The organism is Caulobacter vibrioides (assembly GCF_002310375.3).
In the GTDB taxonomy this organism is placed as follows: Bacteria; Pseudomonadota; Alphaproteobacteria; order Caulobacterales; family Caulobacteraceae; genus Caulobacter; species Caulobacter vibrioides_D.
Window position 1 is genome coordinate 3962027 of sequence record NZ_CP023315.3, and the last position, 18972, is coordinate 3980998.

The following is an 18972-nucleotide window of genomic DNA, read 5'->3' on the forward strand; positions in this document are numbered from 1 at the left end:
GTGCGGTGGTGAGCGACGGACAGGTTTTTCCGGTTCCTGAAGAACTGGCGCGAGCCGCCCATATCGACGCGGCCGCCTATGACGCGGCGCTAGCCCGCGTCGAAGCCGATCCGGACGGTCATTGGCGCGACATCGCCGCGCGCCTCGACTGGATTAAGGCCCCCACCAGGATCAAGGACGTCTCCTACGCCAAGGACGACTTCCGCATCCGCTGGTACGAGGACGGCGTTCTCAACGTCTCGGCCAACTGTATCGATCGCCACCTGCCGGCCAAGAAAGACGACGTGGCGCTGGTGTTCGAGGGCGACGAGCCTGGAACCTCCGACACCCTCACCTACGGCCAGCTGCACGAGGAGGTTTGCCGCATGGCTAACGTCCTCAAGGCGCAGGGCGTTGAGAAGGGCGACCGGGTCACGATCTATCTGCCGATGGTGCCGCTGGCGGCCGTGGCCATGCTGGCCTGCGCGCGCATCGGTGCGGTGCATTCGGTGGTGTTCGGCGGCTTCTCGCCCGAGAGCATCGCCGGCCGCATCCAGGACTGCGCCTCGCACTTCGTGATCACCGCCGACGAAGGCCGCCGCGGCGGACGGCGCGTGCCTCTGAAGGCCAATATCGATGAGGCGCTGACCCACTGCCCATGGGTCGGCAAGGTGCTGATGATCCGCTGGACCGGCGCTGACGTGCCGCTGAAGGCGGGCCGCGACATCGTCTGGCAGGACGTCCGCGACACCGTGTCGGCCGACTGCCCGCCCGAGCCGATGAACGCCGAGGACCCGCTGTTCATCCTCTACACCTCGGGCTCGACGGGCAAACCCAAGGGCGTGCTGCACACGACGGGCGGCTATCTGGCCTGGGCGTCGTGGACCTTCTGGGCGGTGTTCGACTACAAGCCAGGCGAGGTGTTCTGGTGCACCGCCGACGTCGGCTGGGTCACGGGCCACAGCTACGTCGTCTACGGCCCCCTGGCCAATGGCGGGACCAGCCTGATCTTCGAGGGCGTGCCCAACTATCCCACCCCCAGCCGGTTCTGGGAGGTGATCGACAAGCACCAGGTGTCGATCTTCTACACCGCCCCCACCGCCCTGCGCGCCCTGATGCGCGAAGGCGACGCGCATGTGACGAAGAACGATCTGTCGTCCTTGCGCATCCTCGGCAGTGTCGGCGAGCCGATCAATCCGGAGGCCTGGCTCTGGTACCACCGCGTGGTCGGCAAGGAGAAGCTGCCGATCGTCGACACCTGGTGGCAGACCGAGACCGGCGGCATGCTGATCACCCCGCTGCCTGGCGCCACCGCCCTGAAGCCGGGCTCGGCCTCCAAGCCGCTGCCGGGCGTCAAGCCGCAGCTCGTGGACGCCGAGGGCCAGGTCCTGGACGGCGCCACCGAGGGCAACCTTGTGATCACCGACAGCTGGCCGGGCCAGATGCGGACCGTCTATGGCGATCACCAGCGGTTCTTCGAGACCTATTTCTCGACCTATCCCGGCAAGTACTTCACCGGCGACGGCTGCCGTCGCGACGCCGATGGCTACTACTGGATCACCGGCCGGGTGGACGACGTGATCAACGTCTCGGGCCACCGCCTGGGCACCGCCGAGATCGAGAGCGCCCTCGTGGCCCACGAGACCGTCGCCGAGGCCGCCGTGGTCGGCTATCCGCACGACATCAAGGGCCAGGGCGTCTACGCCTATGTGACCCTGAAGGCCGGCGTCGAGGCCAGCGAACAGCTTCGCAAGGACCTGATCCTGTGGGTCCGCCACGAGATCGGCCCCTTCGCCGCGCCGGACGTCATCCAGTGGGCCCCGGGCCTGCCCAAGACCCGCTCGGGCAAGATCATGCGCCGCATCCTGCGCAAGATCGCCGAGAACGAGCTCGGGAGCCTGGGCGACACCTCGACCCTCGCCGATCCGTCGGTGGTCGATGATCTGGTGAAGAACCGCGCGGGGGCCTGACGAACGTCGCATCGGCGCGTTAGCTTACGCGTCATGCGCTGGATCCTCCCCTTCCTACTGGCTATCGGCGTCGCCGCCCCTGCGCGCGCGGCCTCGGAGTGGGCCGTCAAGGATGGGTCCGTCCAGGTCGAGGCGCATGCGGATGAGCAGGGCCGCGCGGTGGTGCGGGCCAGCATCGAGATCGCCGCGCCGCCGTCCGTGGTGTTCGGAGTCATCCTGGATTGCGGCCGCGCCGCGCGGATGAGCCCGGGGGTCAAGCGCTGCCGGGTGGTGTCTCGCGCCGCCGATGGCTCTGAGGTGCGCGAGCACACCGTCAAGTGGGGCTTTTTCCTGCCTGCCCTGCAGTCGCGGTCTCGCCTGTCGCTGCAGCCGGATCGGGAAATCCGCTTCACCTGTATCGGGGGCGATATCCGCGCCTGCGACGGCTTCTGGCGGCTGGAGCCTCTTGAGGGCGGGACGCGCACGCGGGTGACCTACGACCTCTGGGCCACCGCGCCCTACGCGGCGCCGGCCGGCTTGGTCTCGAGCCTGATGCGCCGGACCGTGCCGCAGTCGCTGGCGGCTTTGCGGCGAGAGTGCGAAGGCGGATGACTACCCCAGACCCCGATAAGCCCGACGCGGTGATGCTGTTCGACAGCGTCTGCCACCTCTGCGACGGGGTGGTGCGGACGGTGCTCAGGCTGGATCGTCACGGAGTGATCCGCTTTGCCGCCATCCAGTCGCCGGTTGGTCGGCGGCTGGCGATCGCCCACGGCCTCGACCCCGACGCGCCGGAGAGCTTCCTGTTCCTCGATCACGGTCAGCCGCTGCGCAAGACGCAGGCCGTCGCCGCCTTGCTGCGGCGGCTTCCCACGCCGTGGCGTCAGCTGGCCTGGATCGATCGCCTGCCGCGCGGCCTGACCGACCGGATCTATGACTGGGTCGCGGCGAACCGCTACCGGATCTTCGGCAAGGACGACCAGTGCCGGATCCCGACGCCGGCGCAACGGGCGCGCTTTCTGATCGACTAATCCCGCCCCTACATGAACTCTCGGTAAGGTTTCCCGGCGAACCGGCGGTGCTAGGGTCCCGCGCAAACGTTCAGGAGACTCTCGCGCATGATCCGCACCGCCAAGCTGGCCCTCGTGGCCGCGGCCCTGTCCACCACGGCTTTGTCGCCGCTCGCTCTGGCCGCCCCGGCCCAGGCGCAGCCCGCCGCAACCGCCACGATCGCCGTCCCGCCGATCGCCTACCAGCAGCGCGTGCTGGCCAACGGCATGAAGGTGTTCACCTCGCGCGACACGTCCACGCCCAACGTCTCGGTCCAGGTCTGGTACGGCGTCGGCTCCAAGGACGACCCGCAAGGGCGCTCGGGCTTTGCGCACCTCTTTGAGCACCTGATGTTCAAGGCCACGCGCAACATGCCCAACGAGACGGTGGACCGCCTGACCGAGGACGTCGGCGGCTTCAACAACGCCTCCACCTGGGATGACTTCACCAACTACTACGAAGTGGTGCCGGCCAATCACCTGGAGCGTCTGATCTGGGCCGAGGCCGATCGCCTGAAGTCGCTGGTCATCGACGAGACGGTGTTCGCCTCCGAGCGCGATGTCGTGAAGGAAGAGCTGCGCCAGCGGGTCCTGGCCGACCCCTATGGCCGCTTCTTCGCCCTGTCGATCCCGCAGCAGTCCTTCGCGGCGCACCCCTATCAGCGCCCGGGCATCGGCTCGATCGAAGAGTTGGACGCGGCCACCGTCGATGACGTGCGCGCCTTCCACCGCACCTATTATCGCCCGGACAACGCCTCGTTGATCGTCGTCGGAAACTTCGACCAGGCCAAGCTGGACGCGATGATCGACAAGTACTTCGGGTCGCTGAGCACGCCCGGCGGAACGATCCCCAAGGTCACGGCGGTCGAGCCCGCCCGCACCGGCCCCAAGACCGTCAACACCTATGGCCCCAATGTGCCGCTGCCGGCCCTGGCCATCACCTGGCTGGCCCCGGCCGCCGCCGACAAGGACGCGCCCGCCCTGGCGGTGCTGGACGCGATCCTGACCGCCGGCAAGTCCTCGCGCCTCTATGACAGCCTGGTCTATGACCAGAAGATCGCCCAGTCGGTGTTCTCGTCGGCCCCGAACAACGCCCAGCCGGGCCTGTTCTATGTCGGCGCCATCATGGCCGGCGGCAAGACGGTGGCCCAGGGCGAAGCCGCCCTGCGCGCCCAGGTCGCTCGCGTCCGCGATGGTCTGGTGACCCCGGCCGAACTGGCCGAGGCCAAGGCCGGCCTGCTGGCCGACGCCGTGCGTCGCCGCGAGGAGATCGATGGTCGCGGCTTCGCCATCGGCTACGCCCTGCAGACCGAGGGCGACGCCGCCGCCGCCAATTCTAGCCTCGCCAAGCTGCAGGCGGTGAGCGCCGCCGACATCCAGCGCGTCGCCCGCCAGTATCTGGCCGATGATCGCCGGACGGTGATCAACTATCTGCCTGAAAAGGACCGTCCGGCGGGCGAAAAGGACGTCACGCCGCCGATCCCCAAGGTGGCCTCGGTCAAGTACGACGGCCCGATCACCACCCTGGCGCCGGAGGCCGAGCGCGAGAAGATTCCGGCGGTCGCCGCGCCGATCGCGGCCGTGCTGCCGACCCCGGCCGAGAAGACCCTGGCCAACGGCCTGCGGGTCATCGTCGCCAAGTCCAGCGAGCTGCCGCTGATCACCTCGACCCTCACCGTCAAGGGCGGCGCCAGTTCCGATCCCGCCGGCCTGGCCGGCACCTCGAGCCTGACCTCGGAGCTGCTGACCGAAGGCACCGCCACCCGCTCGGCGACGCAGGTCGCGCGCGAGACCGAAGCCCTGGGGGCCAATCTGTCGGCCGGTTCGGGCTGGGAAGCCGCGTCTCTGACCCTCAGCGTGACGGCCAACAACGCTGGCCCCGCCATGGCGATCATGGCCGACGTCGCTCAGAACCCCGCCTTCAAGGCCGAGGAGCTGGATCGCGTCCGCGCCGAGACCCTGGACGGCCTGTCGGTCGCCTACCAGCGCCCCGGCAGCCTAGCCAGCTTCGCCACCAGCCCCGTGCTCTACGCCGGCTCGGCCTATGGCCATGTCGCGGGCGGCACGCCGGGCTCGCTGCCGAAGATCAAGCGCGAGGACCTGGCCAAGACTCACGCCGCCTACTGGCGCCCGGACAACGCCGTGCTGATTGTCACCGGTAACCTGTCGCCCGAAGCCGGCTTCGCCCTGGCGGAAAAGGCGTTCGGCGGCTGGAAGAAGCCCGCGACCCCGCCGCCGGCCCCGCCGGCCGCCCCGACCGGCTACCAGCCGCGCAATGTCGTCATCGACCTGCCGGGCACGGGCCAGGCTGCCGTGGTGCTGGCCAAGCCCGCCATCACCCGCGCCGATCCCAGCTATTACCAGGGCGTGGTCGCCAACACCGTGCTGGGCGTGGGCTTCTCCTCGCGCCTCAACCAGGAGATCCGTATCAAGCGGGGCCTGTCGTACGGCGCCGGCTCCAGCCTGACGCCGCAGGGCCAGTTCGGCGGCTTCTCGGCGCGTGTGCAGACCAAGAACCCCTCGGCCGGCGAGGTGATCAGCCTCACCCGGGCCGAGCTCAGCCGCCTGGGCAACGAACCGGCCTCGGTCGGCGAGCTGGCCGCCCGCAAATCGGTGCTGGTGGGCGGCTTTGGTCGTGACCTCGGCACCTCGGAAGGTCTGGCCGGCATCCTGGGCAACCTCGCCGTCTATGGCGTGCCGCTGACCGAGATCCAGACCTACGCCGCCAAGGTCGAGGCGGTGACGCCAGAGCAGGTCCAGGCCTTCGCCAAGGCCAAGCTTGATCCGGCCCAGATGAGCGTCATCGTCGCCGGCGACGCCAAGGCCATGGGCGCGGACCTGGCCAAGGCCGCGCCGAACGCCACGGTGATCCCGGCCGCCAAGCTGGACCTCGACGCGCCCGGCCTGAGCCAGTAGGTCGCCCGCGCTTCGGTGACGAAAAAGGCCGGCCGCTGGCGACAGCGGCCGGCCTTTCCATGTTCGCCTAAGGCCCGGATCAGCCCTTCTTGGCCAGAAGGTCCCGGATCTCGGTCAGCAGGGCTTCTTCTGCCGTGGGCGCCGGCGGCGCGGCCGGCGCGGGCTCGGCCGCGTCCTGGCGACGGATCTCGTTGACCAGCTTGACCAGCAGGAAGACCACCGTGGCGACGATGAAGAACTGGATCACGGTGTTGATGAAGGCGCCGTACTGGATCGCCACCTTCTCGATGGCCTCGCTCGCCGGATCCTCCGGCCGCAGCACCCATTCCAGCTTCGAGAAATCGAGACCGCCGGTCAGCAGGCCGATCGGCGGCATGATCACCTGATCGACCAGGCTCTTGACGATGCCGTTGAACGCCGCGCCGATGATCACGCCCACGGCCAGATCGATGACATTGCCCCGCGCGATGAACTCGCGGAATTCCTTGACCACGCTCATGACAGAGCCCTCCCCATACGTCTGAGGGGGCGAAGCTGGAGGCGTTCGCGACCCGGGGTCAAGCCCGGGTCATGATTGTTGTTATTCGTCGCCGTCCGCGTTCAGGCGGGCGCGCAGCTCCTTGCCGCTCTTGAAGAACGGCACGTGCTTGGCGCGGACATCCACGGCCTCGCCGGTGCGCGGATTGCGGCCGGTGCGCGCGGGGCGCGAGCGGACCGAAAGCGCGCCAAAGCCCCGCAGCTCGACACGACCGCCGTCTTCCAGGGCCCCGATCATGCGCTCCAGGATCACGCCGACAACGCGTTCGACGTCTTTCTGCGTCAGGTGCGGATTTTCATTCGCGAGCCTGGCGATGAGTTCAGACTTGATCATCGATATCCCCGGAACGCCCCTGGGAGGAGAAAGGCGCGAGCGGACCTTTGCCCAACGACGGCTGAGTCTTCAAGGGGTTGCGTGAAATTCTCGAACGCGGTTCGGTTAATTCGGAACGGGATTGGCAGGTTTTCGCGCAAAAGAAAACGGCGGCTGGATTGCTCCAGCCGCCGCCAACTTCAACGTCTATGGAAGACGAAGCTTAGTCCTTGGAGGCCCGCTCGCGCAGGGCCGCGCCCAGGATGTCGCCCAGCGAAGCGCCGGAGTCCGACGAGCCGAACTGCTCGATGGCTTCCTTCTCTTCGGCCATTTCCAGCGACTTGATCGACAGCGAGACGCGGCGCGCGGCCTTGTCCACGTTGGTGATCTGAGCGTCGACGCGGTCACCCACGGCGAAGCGCTCCGGACGCTGCTCTTGACGATCGCGCGACAGGTCCGACTTGCGGATGAAGGCGGTCATTGGGGCGTCGTCTTCGCCGAAGCGAACTTCGATGCCGCCCGAGGTGACTTCCGTGACGGTGACGGTCACGGTCTGGTTCTTGCGGTAGGTGTCGCCCGACATCGGGTCGCCAGCCAGCTGCTTGATGCCCAGCGAGATGCGTTCCTTCTCGACGTCGACGTCGAGAACCTTCGCCTTGACCACGTCGCCCTTCTTGTAGCGCGCCATGGCTTCTTCGCCCGGGACGCTCCAGTCGATGTCCGACAGGTGCACCATGCCGTCGATGTCGTTGTCGAGGCCGACGAACAGACCAAATTCGGTCGCGTTCTTGACTTCGCCTTCGACGGTCGAGCCGACCGGGTGCGCTTCCAGGAAGGCTTCCCACGGGTTGGCCAGGGCTTGCTTCAGGCCCAGCGAGACGCGGCGCTTGGACGGATCGACGTCCAGCACGACCACGTCGACTTCTTGCGAGGTCGAGACGATCTTGCCGGGGTGGACGTTCTTCTTGGTCCAGGACATTTCCGAGACGTGCACCAGGCCTTCAACGCCGGCTTCCAGCTCCACGAAGGCGCCGTAGTCGGTGATGTTGGTGATGCGGCCCGTGAACTTGGCGCCGACCGGGTACTTGGCTTCAACGCCGTCCCACGGATCCGACTGCAGCTGCTTCATGCCGAGGCTGATGCGCTGGGTGTCCGGGTTGATCTTGACGATCTGGACCTTCACGGTGTCGCCCACGGCGAGCACTTGGCTCGGGTGGTTGACGCGCTTCCAGCTCATGTCGGTGACGTGCAGCAGGCCGTCGATGCCGCCCAGGTCAACGAACGCACCGTAGTCGGTGATGTGCTTGACGACGCCTTCGCGGATTTCACCCTCTTGCAGCTGCGACACCAGTTCGGTGCGCTGCTCGGCGCGGGCTTCTTCCAGGATGGCGCGGCGCGAGACGACGATATTGCCGCGCGGACGGTCCATCTTCAGGATGGCGAAGGGCTGTTCCTTGCCCATCAGCGGGCCGACGTCGCGGACCGGACGGATGTCGACTTGGCTGCCCGGCAGGAAGGCCGAGGCGCCGCCCAGGTCGACGGTGAAGCCACCCTTCACGCGGCCGACGATCGCGCCCATGACGGGTTCGTTGCGGGCGTAGACGCCTTCCAGACGGGTCCAGGCTTCTTCGCGCTTGGCCTTCTCGCGGCTGATGACCGCTTCGCCCATCGCGTTTTCGAGGCGTTCCAGGAAGACTTCGACGGTGTCGCCGGTCTTCACGGTGGCCTTGCCGTTCTCGTCGACGCCGAATTCCTTCAGCTGGACGCGGCCTTCGGTCTTCAGACCGACGTCGATGATGGCGAAGTCCTTTTCGATCCCGACGACCTTGCCCTTGACGACGGTGCCTTCCGCGAAGTCGCGGCCGCCCATGGAGTCGTTGAGGAGCGCTTCGAAATCGTCGCGCGTCGGGTTGAAGCTCATATCGTCAGCCATGCTGATCTTTGGTCTCTAGGTTGGGGGAAGCCCTTGGGTGAGCGCCGCCGGAAAGACGGTTCTCGGGATTCCGGATGAACTGGGTTTGAAAGCGGGCCCGCGATGTTCTTGATCGCGGCGAGGACGGCGGTGGATTTGCCCCCTCCGGCTAGAGCCGGTGACGGGCGCGCGCGTCCTCGACGATACGGCGGGCCGCATCGAAGGCCTGCTCTATAGTCATTTCCGAGGTGTCGAGCAAGACGGCGTCTGGAGCCTGGGTCATCGGCGCGTCCTTGCGCCCCCCGTCGCGGGCGTCGCGCTTGTGAATGTCGGCCAGAATATCCTCGAAGGCGACGTCCTCGCCCTGCCCCACCAGCTGCTTCCAACGGCGCTCGGCGCGCACCTCGGGGCGGGCGGTGACATAGAGCTTGGCCGGCGCGTGGGGCGCGATCACCGTGCCGATGTCGCGGCCGTCGATCACCGAGCCCGGCTCACGGGCGGCGAAGGTCTGTTGCAGATCCAGCAAGGCCGCACGGACCCCCGGGTGCACCGCACAGCGACTGGCGGCCTCGCCGGCCGCGCGGGTGCGCACCTCGGCCCGGTCCAGCGCCGACAGGTCGAGCGCGCGGGCCACGGCCTCGGCCGCGATCGGGTCGTCGAGATCGCCCGCGCCGTCGAGAATAGCCACCCCGACCGCGCGATACAGCAGCCCGGTGTCCAGCAGCGGATAGTCGTAGAGCGCCGCCAAGCGGCCCGCGACCGTACCCTTACCCGAGGCGGCTGGGCCGTCCACGGCGATCACGAACGCCATGCTAGGCCTCGCCCAGCGTCGCGCCGAGGCCCCGCATCAGGTCGGCGAAGCCCGGGAAGCTGGTGGCGATCATGCCCGGTTCGTCCACCGCCACCTCGTTCTGGGCGGCCATGCCCAGGATCAGGTGGCTCATGGCGATGCGATGGTCGCCATGGGTGACGACGGTCGCTCCGCCCTTCGGCGGCTGGCCGGTCCCGGTGACGATGAAGCCCTCCGGCTCCTCGACCACGGTCACGCCGCAAGCCTTCAGGCCGTTGGCCGTCAGGCTGATGCGGTCGCTTTCCTTGACGCGCATCTCGCCGACGCCGCGCATCACCGTCTCGCCCTCGGCGAACGCCGCGGCGATGGCCAGGATCGGATACTCGTCGATCATCGATGGCGCGCGCTCGGGCGGGACCACGACGCCCTTGAGCGGGGAATAGCGGGCGGTGATGTCGCCGACGTCCTCGCCGCTGGCGACGCGCACGTTCGAGATCACCAGATCCGCGCCCATCTCCTGAAGCGTCGTGAACAGGCCGGTGCGCAGGTCGTTGAGCATCACGCCCTCGACCGTCACCTCTGAGCCGGGAACGATCAGGGCGGCCACCAGCGGGAACGCGGCCGAGGACGGATCGCCGGGCACCGCCACGTGGGTCCCGGTCAGTTTCTGGCCGGCGGGCAGGCGCACATGGCGGAAGGTCTTGTCGCCCACCTTGCGGTCCTCGACGGTCACCTCGGCCCCGAAGGCGCGCAGCATACGCTCGGTGTGGTCGCGCGTGGCCTCGGGCTCGACGACCTCGACGCCGCCCTCGGCGTGCAGGCCCGCCAGCAGCACGGCGGACTTCACCTGGGCCGAGGCCATCGGCAGGGTGTAGTTGAGGCCGCGAAGGTTTCCGCCCTTCAGGGTCAGGGGCAGGCGACCCTTGTCACGCCCCAGCCAGGTCACGCCCATGCGGGCCAGGGGGTCCAGCACGCGGCCCATCGGGCGTCCGCGCAGCGACTGGTCGCCCGTGAAGGTGGCGCACATCGGGAAACCCGCCGCCGCGCCCATGATCAGCCGTACGCCGGTGCCGGCGTTGCCGCAGTCGATGATGTCGGTCGGCTCCTCGAAGCCGCCCTTGCCCTCGATCCGCCAGCGGCCGACGCCCTCGCGCTCGATCCGCGCGCCAAAGGCTTGCATGGCCCGGGCGGTGGCGAGAACGTCGTCGCCCTCAAGCAAGCCCTCGACCGTCGTCGTCCCGGTCGCCAGCGCGCCCAGGATCATCGAACGGTGAGAAATGGACTTGTCTCCCGGAGCGCGCACGATCCCTCGCAGAGCGCCTCCGGGGGCGCTCTTCAATCCAGCCAGCGACATGCCGAAACCGGCTCCTTAGTACTTGGTGGTTTTCGCGAAGGGTTTGCTTTTGACAGCGGGCTCGCGCCATGGCAAGTGACCCGCCGCTTTTCCCATCCGGATCAAAGGGTCGCCAACTTGGCCAATCCCGACCTGGGCGCAAAACAAATCTGCCCCAACTGCCAATCGAAGTTCTACGACCTCAACCGTCGTCCCGCTGTTTGCCCCAAATGCGGCGAGCAGTTTGACCCGGAAGAGGCCCTGAAGTCTCGCCGTGTCCGCGCCCGCGCCGTCACGCCGGACTACGACGCCGACGACGAAAAGGAAGTGGTCGCGCCCAAGGAGGTCGACGGCTACGAGGACGAGGTCGATGAGACCCCGGAAATCGACGAGGCCGCCGAGGCCGACGTCGTCGAGACCGACGACGAAGACGTCGATCCGGGCGCGCCGACTCCGGCCGGCGGTGACGATCTGGGCGTCGATTTCGCCGAGGACGAAGATCTCGCCGATGAAGACGGCGATGATGTTCCGTTCCTTGAGGACGAGGACGACGAAGACATTCTCGACGAGGAGATCGAAGGTCTCCCGGGCGAGGGCGTCGACGACTGATCCAGCGGACAGCCGGTTGCGACGCGATCGAAACCGGCTGTCCACAGGCGTTTTTGGGGCTCCGAGATTTTTCTCGAAAAAAGTTCGAGAAGAGGCTTGATCCCAGAAAAATCCCGGACTAGTTTCCGCGCCTCTTCGGGGAGCGACACCAGTCGAAACGCCGAAGAGACCAAGGATTTCCGAGAGTTACCGCAAGGTTCTCCCTGAAGAATTGGGGCTATAGCTCAGCTGGTAGAGCGCTTGAATGGCATTCAAGAGGTCAGCGGTTCGACTCCGCTTAGCTCCACCATCAAGGCCCGGACGGAAACGTCCGGGCCTTGTCCATTTTGGGCCCCTGCGCCTCCCCTCCTCTTGAACCGCCCCTCATCGCGCGCCATGTCTGGCGTCGTGTCGCGCTGATCAGCGCCGATCCTCGGGTTGGTCTGCGCGAACGAAGTCGCTTGAGCGAGGACTTCGCGATGACCCGGACGATCCTGTTCGACAGCCCCTTCCTGCTGGGCTTCGAACACACCCGAGACCTTATCGAGCGCGCCGCCAAGGCCGCATCGGAAAGCTACCCCCCGTACAATGTGGAGCAGGCCGAGCACGGCGGCGTGCGCATCACCCTGGCCGTCGCCGGCTTCTCGCCCGAGCAACTGCAGGTGACCGTCGAGGGCGGGCAGTTGGTGGTGGCGGGCAAGCGCGATAGCGCCGACGCGCGTTCAGAAGCTGAGCGGGCCTTCCTGCATCGCGGGATCGCGGCGCGAGGCTTCGTGCGCACCTTCGTCCTCGCTGAGGGCATGGAGGTCACGGCCGCCACGCTCGAGCATGGCCTGCTGCACATCGACCTGGCCCGCCCAGCGCCTGAACGCCTGGTCAAGAAGATCCCGATCCGCAGCGCGGGCTGAAACGCTCTTACGGAACCCGTCTTGAGCCGCGGCGGTCTGAACCGCGCGGAGCACGGCGCGTTATTTCATACAAGGAGGTGGTCCTATGACGCCCGACAACCAACCGAGCCGGCCCTTCACACACGAAGCCTTCGCGGCTCTTGGCGCGCCGAACCTCGTCTATGTCCGGCCCATCAAGGCCGCCGAAATTCTGGCTGACGCCCCGGAGGGCGTCGAGGACTTCGACCTTCCCCCCGGCCAGACCCTTTATGCGGTGTGCCGCGCCGACGGCGCGCGCCTAGCGGTTCTCATCGACCGCGACGCCGCGATCGCCGCGGCGTTGGCGCACGAGCTGGCGCCTGTGTCCGTCCACTAGAGCGCTTCACGACCTGACGGCGTCAGGTCGTGGGCTCTAGTCTTTTGTTTTGACGCATTTTTCTTCACGCGAACCGGAACCACTTCGCTCGAAAAATGCTCTAAAGACGGGAAAGCGTCAGGCGGCGGTGCTGGCCGGTTCGTCGGTCAGCAGAACATGGATCGCGTCGGCCGATCCGGCTTGACGGACCGCCAAGCGGGTCGCGGGCTGGCGCATCATGCGCGCCACCCGGGCGAGCGCCCTCAGATGCTGGGCGTTGGCGTCGCGAGGCGCGAAGAGCGCCACAAGCAGGTCCACGGGCTTGTCATCGAGCGCGTCGAACGCGACCGGCGTATCCAACCGCACGACGACCGCGCGCACGCGGTCCAGGCCGTCTAACCGGGCATGTGGGATGGCGACGCCTTCTCCGACGCCCGTCGAACCTGCGGCTTCCCGCTCGATGAGACCGTCCAGCGCGGCTTCGGGATCAACGCCAAGCACGCGGCCCGCGACGTCGGCGACCATCGAAAGCGCCTGGCGCTTCCCGGGGGCGCTGGCGCGCAGCGCCACCGCTCCGGGCTCTAGAAGGTCGCCAATGGTCATGGACTTCCAACGCTCGCTAGTTTCCGACCGCCTTGGCGCCGTCGACGGAATCCACCGACGGCGCCAGACCATGACACGGTCTGGTTAGCTCGCGGTTGACCCGTGTCCGTTCGACTTCGTGCGTTCGGGGTCGATCCAGCCGATATTCCCGTCTGGACGCCGATACACCACGGAGATGCCCCCGTGGGCGGCGTTCCTAAACACGATTGCCGGGTATGCGGTCAAGTCCAGTTCCATGACAGCCATGGAAACGGTCATTGTCTTCATCGCGGCCTGGGTTTCCGCAATGACCATTGCCGCGGGCGCGCCCGTCGGGTGGTCGATTTCCACATCCCAGTCTTCGTCGCCATCGTCGCCTTCCGGAGCCCGGAGAACGAACATGGCGGCGTTCTCGACCTTCTTGGCCGTTGCGGCCGCAGAGTGGCTCTTCAGCCGCCTCTTGTACCGCCTGATCCGCGTATCGATCTTGGCCAGGGCCGCGTCGAAGGCCGCATGCGCGTCACCTCCCGACCCGTGGCTGATGAGCTGCTGGCCCGAAGCCAGCTTGACCGAGCAATCGACACGGAAGGCGTAGCCGTCCTTGCTGACCACGACCTCGGCGGCTCCGCCGCGATCGAAGTATTTGCCGATGCTTTGAGCGATTTCGTCGGAGACTCGCGCTCGCAGAGCCTCACCAACGTCGACATGCTTGCCGGAGACTTGGACTTGCATATCGATACAACGCGCCTGTCTCGAACGGGTGTCAAGCGGCCCTTTCGTGGCTTTTGAGCGGCCTCAAAAGAGCCCCGAAAACACACCCAGAAGCTTGCGCGCCGCGAGCACAACGACGTGGGCGCTGACAAAGAGAAGCGCCCCGCTCCCCACCGCCATCAGATAGCCCAGCAGGGCCAGGATTCCGTCCCGCTGGAGCAGGGCCAGAGCCAGCACAGCCACTGTCGCGCCCGGCGCCAGGTTGCCCAGCGGGATGGGCAGGACCAGCACCAGAGCCAGCAGGGTGCAGACCACGCCGATCGCTCTTTCGCCCAAGGGTGCGAACAAAGGCCGCAGCCTGGGACGGGTGATCAGCTCCATCTTGCGGACGATCGACCCCAACCGGCGAAAGAGGCCGCGCAGGTCGTCGCGCTTCAACGGCTTGTCCACAAGACCGCGGGGCAGCCAGGGCGTGTCGGCCCCCATGGCGATCTGCGGGGCCAGGAACAGGATCGGCAACGACAGGATGGTCGACGACCCTGGCGGAAGCGGCAGGGTGTTCAAAAGACCAAAGACCAGCAGCATCGCGCCAAAGGCGCGGCTGTCGAACGCGGCCAGCATTTGTCCGACGGTCAGGGTGGGGCTGGCGTCCTCGCCGAAGCCCTCGATCACATCGGCCAGACTCTTCTCGGTCATCAATTCCTCTCGGCCCGCTCGGGAACGCGCGGGGGACGAAAAAGAAGCGGCTCTAGACCGCTTCCTTCATCAGGCGGCGGCGTTCCACCGACGAGGGGATCCGCATGGCCTCACGATACTTGGCCACGGTCCGGCGGGCGATGTCGACCCCAGCCGCCTTGAGAATTTCCACGATGCGATCATCGGAGTGGACATCGGCCTCGCACTTCTCGGCGTCGACCAGGCCCTTGATCTTGTGACGAACGCTGGCGGCCGAGTGGGCCTCGCCGCCTTCCGACGACTGGATGGCCGAGGTGAAGAAGAACTTCAGCTCGAACACCCCGCGCGGGGTGGCGATGTACTTGTTCGAGGTCACGCGGCTGACGGTGCTCTCGTGCATGCCGATGGCGTCGGCGACGGTCTTTAGGTTCAGCGGACGCAGGTGCTCGACGCCGAACGCGAGGAAACCGTCCTGCTGACGCACGATCTCGCTGGCGACCTTCAGGATGGTCTTGGCGCGCTGGTCCAGGCTCTTAACCAGCCAGTTGGCTGAGGCCATGCAGTCGGCGACGAAGGTCTTTTCCTGATCGCTGCGCGCGCCCTTGGAGACGCGCGCGTGATAGCGCTGGTCGACCAGCACCCGCGGCAGGGTGTCGGTGTTCAATTCCACGTGCCACATGCCGCCAAGACCCTCGCGGACCATGACGTCGGGCACCAGGGTCTCGGCCGGCTCGCTGTGATAGGCCGCGCCCGGACGCGGGTTCAGCGACCGGATCTCGGCGATCATATCGCGCAGATCTTCCTCATCGACGCCGCAGATCCGGCGCAGGCCCGCCATGTCCCGCTTGGCCAGAAGCTCCAGGTGATCGAGCATCGCGGCCATGGCCGGGTCGTAGCGGTTCAGGTCCTTGAGCTGCAGCGCCAGGCACTCGCGCACGTCACGGGCGAAGACGCCGACCGGCTCGAAGCCCTGCAGGATAGTCAGGGTGTCCTCGACCACCTCCAGCGCGCAGCCTAGGCGATCGGCCAGCTCGACGACGTCCAGGCGCAGATAGCCGCCCTCGTCGACGGCGTCGATCAGGATCTCGGCGATGGCGTTGCGGGCCGGCGACAGCGCGGCCTGGACCAGTTGGGCGCGCAGGTGGGCGGCCAGGGTCGGCGTGTCGGTGAGGGCGCGCTCATAGCCCTCGTCGCTCTCGAACGAGCCGCCGCCGCCCGCGCGCGACCAATCGATCTGGCCGCCGGCATGCTCGGCTTCGGCCCCATCGCCGGTGGCGCGCTCGCCGGGCGAGACATCGTCGGAAGGCGTGTCCATCTCGCGCCCGGCCGTGGTGTCGGCCACGGCGTCGACCTGGGTCAAGCTCGCGTCGCGCTCGGCCTCGACCTCGCCCGTCGGCTCGTGATCGCCCTCATCGCGTTGCAGGAGCGGATTGCGCTCCAGCTCGGCATCGACGAAGGCGTCGAGCTCGATGTTCGACAGCTGCAGCAGCTTGATGGCCTGCTGCAGTTGCGGGGTGATGACGAGGCCCTGGCCTTGCCGGAGCTCTAGTCGGTGGCTGAGCGCCAATGCGCCCTCCTGACGTACGAAAAACTTTCGAGCGCCATTGAAGAGCGGTTCTGGTTAACGGGTCGCGAACGCCTGCAATAATCGGGCCGGTGCGACCGAGTGTCCCGAAAAAAGGCTTAGGCCTTGCAGAACAAGGCCTTAGTCACCCAGGCGCGGCTCGGTGAAGCTTTCGCCCAGATAAACGCGCTTCACTTCCGGGTTTTCGACGATCTCGCGCGGCGAGCCCTCGAACAGCACCTCGCCCGCATGGATGATCGAGGCGCGATCAATGATGTCGAGCGTCTCGCGGACGTTATGGTCGGTGATCAGGATCCCGATGCCGCGCCCCTTCAGATAGCCGATCACCTCGCGGATATCGGCGATCGCCAGGGGGTCGATGCCGGCGAAAGGCTCGTCCAGCAGCATGAACGACGGCTCACTGGCCAGAGCGCGCGCGATTTCCACCCGGCGACGCTCGCCGCCCGACAAGGCCACGGCCGGCGACTTGCGGATATGGGTGATCCGCAGCTCCTCGAGAATGCCGGTGACCTGCTCGCGGGCCTTGCGCGGATCGCGCTCGCGCATTTCGACCACGGCCATGACGTTCTGCTCGACCGTCATCCCCCGGAAGATCGAGGCTTCCTGCGGGAGGTAGCCCACGCCCAGGCGCGCGCGCTGGAACATCGGCTGGGAGGTGATGTTTTCACCGTCCAGATAGATCGCGCCGTAGTCGGCGGCGATCAGGCCCGTGACCATATAGAAACAGGTCGTCTTGCCCGCGCCGTTGGGGCCCAGAAGGCCGGCCACCTCGCCGCGCTTCAAGCGCAGGGACACGTTCTTGACGACCGGACGATCGCCGAACGACTTGCCCACGGAATCGACGAACAGGCCGTCCATGTCGTTGGAGGTCAGGGTCATTCGGGATCCTAGCGCTGCTCGGCCGCGGCAGGCGCGTCAGGCGTCTGGGTGTCGTCCTGGTAAAACACCGCGCGCACGCGGCGCTTGGCGTTTTGACCCGAGGCCGTCGATTCGAGCTTGGCGTCGTTGGTCTTGGTGTTCACGGTCAGGCGGTCGCCGCGCGCGACATCCTTGCCCTTCACCAGAATGACGTCCCCCGTCAGGACCGCCGTGTTGGTGCTGAAGGTGTAGACGGCGCGATCGCCACGGGCGTTCTGCTGGTCGCTGACCAGATAGACCCCGCCCTCGGCCTCCATGCGCTGGGCCGCGCCGCAGCCGGTCTCGCCGCCAGGGCGCTTGGCGCTGATGATCGTCACCTTCTGAGCGCGCAGCCGCGAGCGGTTCTGCAGGATCTCGACATTGCCGATGAAGATCGTCGTGCAGGTGCTGTTGAACGTCTGCTGCTCATCGGCGGAGACGTCGATGGGCGCGCTGGACACGCTCTGCCGCGCCTGCGCAGCGCCGCCGGCCCCCATCCCAGACAGGATCAACGCGGTCACCGCCGCAGCCGTCCATCGCTTCATCAGAACCATGTCCTCATCCGTCGCGGCTCGCGTCCGAAGCAAACCCGCGCAATTTCTTCTTTACTGCCGTTCGAACCGCGCGCGAACCCCGCCCCGGAAAACGATGCGATCGCCCTTGTCATATACGGAGTAGGCCTGGGATTGCACCTGCCCGCTGGGCCCTTCGCCATTCATCGTGCTTTCGCCGCGGACATCGCCCGTCTTGGTGTCGACGAACGACTCCTCGGACGCGAAGCGATAGCCCGCGCCGTCGTCCAGGCGAACATCGTCCTTCAGGTTCAGCCCGAAGGTGTCCTGCCGGTAGACGCCGTGCTTGGCGGTCATGCGCGTCGGGGTCGGTGAGCCCAGGTCCAGCGTCAGGGCCGGCTCTTCCAGGATGATGCGGCGCGGGTCGGCGTCGTCTCGGACCGCCGAGCGGGCCGTGATCATGAAACTGCGGCCGTCCGTCGACTGTCCATAGAACCTGGGTGTGATCAGGCGGATTTCAGTGCGGGCCTCCGCCGGAGCGCGGGAGGCGGCCATGTAGGTTCGCCACCCCACCTGCGCGACCACCGCCAAAAGCAGCAGGCCGATCGCGGCGGGCAAGACGATGCGCGCGGCCAGCACACGGCGCGAGCGACGACGCCAGCGGCCGAGGTCGGCGCTCATCGATCGTCCGGTCATGACCACGGCGGGCTGCATGGCGTCCTTTAGCTGTGGGCGAAGATGTCCATCTCCTCCCAACCGGCCAAGTCCAGCGAGGCGCGGTGGGGGAGATAGTCGAAGGCGTGCTGAGCCAGCGCCATGCGGCCCTCGCGCTCGAGCATGGCGTTCAGTTTCAAGCGAAGACCGTGCAGGTGCAGCACGTCCGAGGCGGCGTAGGCCACCTGATCGACGCTGAGCGACGGGGCGCCCCAGTCCGACGACTGCTGGACCTTCGACAGCTCAACGCCCAGCAGCTCGCGCGTCACGTCCTTCAGGCCGTGGCGGTCGGTATAGGTGCGGGCCAGCTTGCTGGCGATCTTGGTGCAGTAGACGGGTGCGGTCACCACCCCCAGATGGAGTTCGAACATGGCGATATCAAAGCGTCCGAAGTGAAAAAGCTTCAGGACCTTCGGATTCGTCAGCAGCGCCTTGAGGTTGGGGCAGTCATAATCGGGGCGGCTGAGCCGCACGACATGGGCGTCGCCGTCGCCAGACGACAGCTGCACCACGCACAGCGGATCGCGTCGCAGGCGCAGGCCCATGGTCTCCGAATCAATCGCGATGATTTCCGCGCCTTCGAAGACGCCGTCGGGCAGATCGCCCTCGTGAACGAAATTAGCCAACTCTAAGACGTCTCCGGCGAAGTCTCGACGCGCCGACGCGTCGAACCACGCGCTCGATGTGA

The 18972-nt window shown here is 67.1% G+C and carries 20 protein-coding genes and 1 tRNA gene; 8 read left to right on the plus strand and 13 right to left on the minus strand.

The window, feature by feature from the left end; translation table 11 throughout:
- The first annotated feature begins 5 nt into the window (after positions 1–5).
- The 4 genes from acs to CA606_RS18840 all read left to right on the plus strand — a co-directional run bounded on the left by acs (position 6) and on the right by CA606_RS18840 (position 5893).
- Positions 6–1949: an acetate--CoA ligase gene (gene acs, locus CA606_RS18825; protein WP_096053140.1), complete on the plus strand. Its 1944-nt coding sequence runs from the start codon at positions 6–8 to the stop codon at positions 1947–1949.
- A 33-nt stretch (positions 1950–1982) separates the two neighbouring features.
- Positions 1983–2540, plus strand: coding sequence for an SRPBCC family protein (locus CA606_RS18830; protein WP_096053139.1), 558 nt, complete (start codon positions 1983–1985; stop codon positions 2538–2540).
- Positions 2525–2959: a thiol-disulfide oxidoreductase DCC family protein gene (locus CA606_RS18835; protein WP_096053138.1), complete on the plus strand. Its 435-nt coding sequence runs from the start codon at positions 2525–2527 to the stop codon at positions 2957–2959. Before CA606_RS18830 ends, CA606_RS18835 begins: the two co-directional genes overlap by 16 nt.
- Positions 2960–3046: 87 nt before the next feature.
- Positions 3047–5893, plus strand: a complete 2847-nt coding sequence (locus CA606_RS18840) for a M16 family metallopeptidase (RefSeq protein WP_096053137.1) — start codon at positions 3047–3049, stop codon at positions 5891–5893.
- Between the two features lie 79 nt (positions 5894–5972).
- On the opposite strand, the gene mscL is transcribed toward CA606_RS18840, so the two are convergent.
- The 5 genes from mscL to aroA form a co-directional block, all read right to left on the minus strand.
- A complete protein-coding gene (gene mscL / locus CA606_RS18845) occupies positions 5973–6392 on the minus strand; it encodes a large-conductance mechanosensitive channel protein MscL (RefSeq protein WP_096053136.1) in 420 nt (139 codons plus the stop codon).
- Between the two features lie 81 nt (positions 6393–6473).
- Entirely contained in the window at positions 6474–6764 is a 291-nt protein-coding gene (locus CA606_RS18850; RefSeq protein WP_010921415.1) for an integration host factor subunit beta, read from the minus strand.
- A gap of 202 nt (positions 6765–6966) precedes the next feature.
- Positions 6967–8676: a 30S ribosomal protein S1 gene (gene rpsA, locus CA606_RS18855; protein ID WP_096053135.1), complete on the minus strand. Its 1710-nt coding sequence runs from the start codon at positions 8674–8676 to the stop codon at positions 6967–6969.
- 148 nt (positions 8677–8824) lie between these two features.
- Entirely contained in the window at positions 8825–9466 is a 642-nt protein-coding gene (cmk, locus tag CA606_RS18860; RefSeq protein WP_096053134.1) for a (d)CMP kinase, read from the minus strand.
- A gap of 1 nt (position 9467) precedes the next feature.
- Entirely contained in the window at positions 9468–10799 is a 1332-nt protein-coding gene (gene aroA, locus CA606_RS18865; protein WP_096053133.1) for a 3-phosphoshikimate 1-carboxyvinyltransferase, read from the minus strand.
- A gap of 117 nt (positions 10800–10916) precedes the next feature.
- On the opposite strand from aroA, the gene CA606_RS18870 reads away from it, so the two are divergent.
- The 4 genes from CA606_RS18870 to CA606_RS18885 all read left to right on the plus strand — a co-directional run bounded on the left by CA606_RS18870 (position 10917) and on the right by CA606_RS18885 (position 12629).
- Positions 10917–11387 (plus strand): TIGR02300 family protein, encoded by a 471-nt coding sequence (locus CA606_RS18870; RefSeq protein WP_096053945.1) that lies wholly within the window; start codon positions 10917–10919, stop codon positions 11385–11387.
- A gap of 213 nt (positions 11388–11600) precedes the next feature.
- A tRNA-Ala gene (locus CA606_RS18875) sits at positions 11601–11676 on the plus strand.
- A 169-nt stretch (positions 11677–11845) separates the two neighbouring features.
- On the plus strand, positions 11846–12274 hold the full coding sequence (locus CA606_RS18880; protein WP_096053944.1) for an Hsp20 family protein: 429 nt from the start codon (positions 11846–11848) through the stop codon (positions 12272–12274).
- 85 nt (positions 12275–12359) lie between these two features.
- Positions 12360–12629: a DUF1150 family protein gene (locus CA606_RS18885; protein WP_096053132.1), complete on the plus strand. Its 270-nt coding sequence runs from the start codon at positions 12360–12362 to the stop codon at positions 12627–12629.
- Positions 12630–12746: 117 nt separating this feature from the next.
- Here CA606_RS18885 and ptsN read toward each other — a convergent pair whose 3' ends face one another.
- The 8 genes from ptsN to CA606_RS18925 form a co-directional block, all read right to left on the minus strand.
- Positions 12747–13211, minus strand: coding sequence for a PTS IIA-like nitrogen regulatory protein PtsN (ptsN, locus tag CA606_RS18890; RefSeq protein WP_096053131.1), 465 nt, complete (start codon positions 13209–13211; stop codon positions 12747–12749).
- Positions 13212–13295: 84 nt separating this feature from the next.
- Positions 13296–13922, minus strand: a complete 627-nt coding sequence (hpf, locus tag CA606_RS18895) for a ribosome hibernation-promoting factor, HPF/YfiA family (RefSeq protein ID WP_096053130.1) — start codon at positions 13920–13922, stop codon at positions 13296–13298.
- Between the two features lie 63 nt (positions 13923–13985).
- Positions 13986–14600, minus strand: a complete 615-nt coding sequence (locus CA606_RS18900; RefSeq protein WP_096053129.1) for an exopolysaccharide biosynthesis protein — start codon at positions 14598–14600, stop codon at positions 13986–13988.
- 49 nt (positions 14601–14649) lie between these two features.
- A complete protein-coding gene (rpoN, locus tag CA606_RS18905) occupies positions 14650–16143 on the minus strand; it encodes an RNA polymerase factor sigma-54 (protein ID WP_096053128.1) in 1494 nt (497 codons plus the stop codon).
- A 138-nt stretch (positions 16144–16281) separates the two neighbouring features.
- A complete protein-coding gene (gene lptB / locus CA606_RS18910) occupies positions 16282–17040 on the minus strand; it encodes an LPS export ABC transporter ATP-binding protein (protein WP_096053127.1) in 759 nt (252 codons plus the stop codon).
- Positions 17041–17048: 8 nt separating this feature from the next.
- Positions 17049–17603, minus strand: coding sequence for an LptA/OstA family protein (locus tag CA606_RS18915; RefSeq protein ID WP_181242923.1), 555 nt, complete (start codon positions 17601–17603; stop codon positions 17049–17051).
- 60 nt (positions 17604–17663) lie between these two features.
- Positions 17664–18326: an LPS export ABC transporter periplasmic protein LptC gene (lptC, locus tag CA606_RS18920; protein ID WP_096053125.1), complete on the minus strand. Its 663-nt coding sequence runs from the start codon at positions 18324–18326 to the stop codon at positions 17664–17666.
- Complete coding sequence (locus CA606_RS18925; protein WP_096053124.1) at positions 18293–18910, minus strand: ribonuclease D; 618 nt, start codon at positions 18908–18910, stop codon at positions 18293–18295. Before CA606_RS18925 ends, lptC begins: the two co-directional genes overlap by 34 nt.
- Positions 18911–18972: the final 62 nt, after the last annotated feature.